The organism is Dialister sp. UBA1703, from assembly GCA_002320515.1.
GTDB lineage: Bacteria > Bacillota > Negativicutes > Veillonellales > Dialisteraceae > Dialister.
The window spans coordinates 1-2,767 of sequence record DCJJ01000106.1 but is presented as its reverse complement, the minus strand read 5'-3'; the positions used below and the strand labels follow the sequence as shown (position 1 = coordinate 2,767).

The 2,767-nt window shown below is 52.7% G+C and carries 2 protein-coding genes; both read left to right on the top strand.

The window, feature by feature from the left end; genetic code table 11:
• The first annotated feature begins 133 nt into the window (after nucleotides 1-133).
• Nucleotides 134-1,474, top strand: coding sequence for a M20/M25/M40 family metallo-hydrolase (locus B2Y11_RS05030; RefSeq protein ID WP_291056943.1), 1,341 nt, complete (start codon nucleotides 134-136; stop codon nucleotides 1,472-1,474).
• A gap of 227 nt (nucleotides 1,475-1,701) precedes the next feature.
• Entirely contained in the window at nucleotides 1,702-2,694 is a 993-nt protein-coding gene (gene dusB, locus B2Y11_RS05025) for a tRNA dihydrouridine synthase DusB (protein WP_291056941.1), read from the top strand.
• The last annotated feature ends 73 nt before the right edge of the window (nucleotides 2,695-2,767 follow it).

Genomic DNA, 2,767 nt, shown 5'->3' with positions numbered 1-2,767 from the left:
CTTCGGGGCGAAGCCCCGTCAACCATCCTCTCTGAAACCTCTGAATCTTTTGCACCTGCAGCTTTTGACCATTTTGCGCCCTTTCCATGTTACAATGTATAGAAAAAGCATTCATTTCAGGGAGGTCGATTTCATGGATACAAAGATTGAAAAATATATGGCCCATCTCAAGGGCGTGGTGCAGTTACCTACCGTTTCTTCCGTAAATGATGAGCACACGGACTGGGCTCAGTTTGACCGGCTCCATCAATACATGCAGGAGGCCTGGCCTTTGATTTTTGAAAAGCTGAGTCTTACAAGGATTGGCAAGGCCAGCCTTCTCTTCCACTGGAAATCGGATTATCCGAAGAAGGAGCCGGTCCTTTTCATGGCCCATCAGGATGTGGTGCCTGCTATCCATGAGGAGCAGTGGAGTCATCCGCCCTTTGGAGGAGAAGTGGATGAAGGATGCCTCTGGGGAAGGGGTGCCGAAGACTGTAAATCCGTGCTGACTGCTGAAATGGATGCGGTAGAAGAGCTTCTGGAAGAGGGCTTTGCGCCGGATTTCGACATTTATTTGTCCTTTGGACATAATGAAGAGGTGCAGTGCACACCCGACAAAAAGGGGTCCCTACTGACGGCTGCTTACCTGAAGGAACAGGGCGTCCATCTCGCCTGCCTTTTCGATGAAGGAGGCAATGTGGAGGAAGGAAATGGAGAAAAGCCGCCTCTGGCTCTGGTGGGCATGGCGGAAAAAGCGCCGAATGAATTTGTGCCCTATAAAGACGGCAGTGGCGGCCACGCCAGCAAACCGGGCAGGGGCACCGTGCTGGGAGACGTGGCAAGGGCCATGGCGGCAGTGGAAGCCCATCCTATGCCCTACCGCCTTACTCCTTTGGTGAAGGCCCATCTGAAAGCGGTGGCGCCGCTGCAGGAAGAACCTCTGAAGTCCATTGCAAGCCATCCGAAGAAAAACTGGAAGAAACTGGTGAAACTGGCGAAGCATGACAGGATTATGGATGCCCTTCTCCATACGACCTTTGCCGTCACCATGGCAGAAGGAAGCAGCCAGGCCAATGTGCTTCCCTCCCATGCAGAAGCCACCATGAGCGTCCGCATCCTGCAGGGAGATACGGTGGACTCTGTGAAGAAATATCTGGAATCCATCATGCCGGCGGGGGTGAAGGTGAAGGCTTCCTTTGCGGAAAATCCCAAGCCTGCTGGCGATGTGAAGGGAGATATGTTCAAACTTCTTTCCGACACCATCCATGAGGTTTACGGAAAAGACACGGTGATTGCTCCAAATCTCATGCTTGGTGCCACGGACTCCAGAAATTATGCGGAGGTCTGTGACAATATCTATCGTTTTACCGGAAGGGTGAAGACCGGAAGCTGGGGTGAAGCCCACCAGGTGGATGAAAAAATGCCGGTGGATAAACTGGACTGGCCGGTACGGTTTATCAAGACATTCCTGAAAAATTACACAGAACGATGATTTACGGGAGCTGTGAAAATGGTAATCATTTCCTGGCAGCTCCTTTTTATTGGCTCCATCGTATCTTATGATTCATAGCATCCCTTTCCTTCGCCTGAAATGACGATGGGCCTCTGACAGAGGGAGTATCTATAGGGGTCATCATTTCCCCACGGCTTTTCCTTTTCCTTCATTTTCAAGATTTCTGTCCTGTGGTAAAATAATCCAATGTGAATACAGGAGGACCTATGATACAGAAACCGAAAATCGGACAGATACAGTTAGACGGCTGGGCGGTGCTGGCTCCCATGGCAGGGGTGAGCGACCTGGCTTACCGCGTCATTGCACGCCGTATGGGCGCTGCCATGACCACGGCGGAAATGGTAAGTGCCAAGGGACTTTACTATAAAAATGAAAAAACAAAGGACATGCTGAAAATTGATCCCACCGAGCATCCGGTGGCCCTCCAGCTCTTTGGAAGCGACCCGGATATTATGGCCCTGGGCGCAAAGGAAATGGAAAAGGCGGGAGCCGACATCATTGACATCAACATGGGCTGCCCCATGCAGAAGGTAGTGAAAAACGGGGACGGTTCCGCCCTGATGAAGAACATTCCCCTGGCGGCGTCTGTGGTGAAGGCCATGGTGGAGGCGGTTCATGTTCCGGTGACCGTGAAAATGAGGCTTGGCTGGTCCCGGGAAACGGAAAACTGCGTGGAACTGGCAGAGGCTGTGGAAGAAGCAGGAGCCGCGGCTATTACTGTCCATGGAAGGACAAGGGAAGATTTTTATACGGGCACTGCGGACTGGGGAAAAATCGGGGAAGTGGTGAGAGCGGTCTCTATCCCTGTCTTTGGAAGTGGGGACGTGGTGGATGGCCCCACTGCCAAAAGGCTGATGGAAGAGACCGGCTGCGCCGGCGTGGCCATCGGCCGGGGGGCCTGGGGGAATCCCTGGGTCTTTGAGGCGGTGAATGCCTACCTGGAAACGGGAAATATCCTTCCTCCGCCTGCCAATGAAATGCGCCTTGCCATGGCAAGGAAGCATCTTCACGGCCTGGTGGAGGAAAAGGGGGAGCACGTGGCGGTGAGAGAAATGCGGGCCCATGCCAGCCGCTATTTCCACGGCCTCCCTGAAGCGGCAGCCTTAAGAAGGGAAATCATGAAGGCACTGACGGAAGAGGAATTCAACCGGGTGCTGGATACCTATGAAGAGGAAAGACGGAAAAAAAGCCGGATTTGAGATGGATGAAGGGCTTTGGGACGCGGAGATAAAATATAGAATATAGAAGATAGGGAAGCACTGATTCATTCAT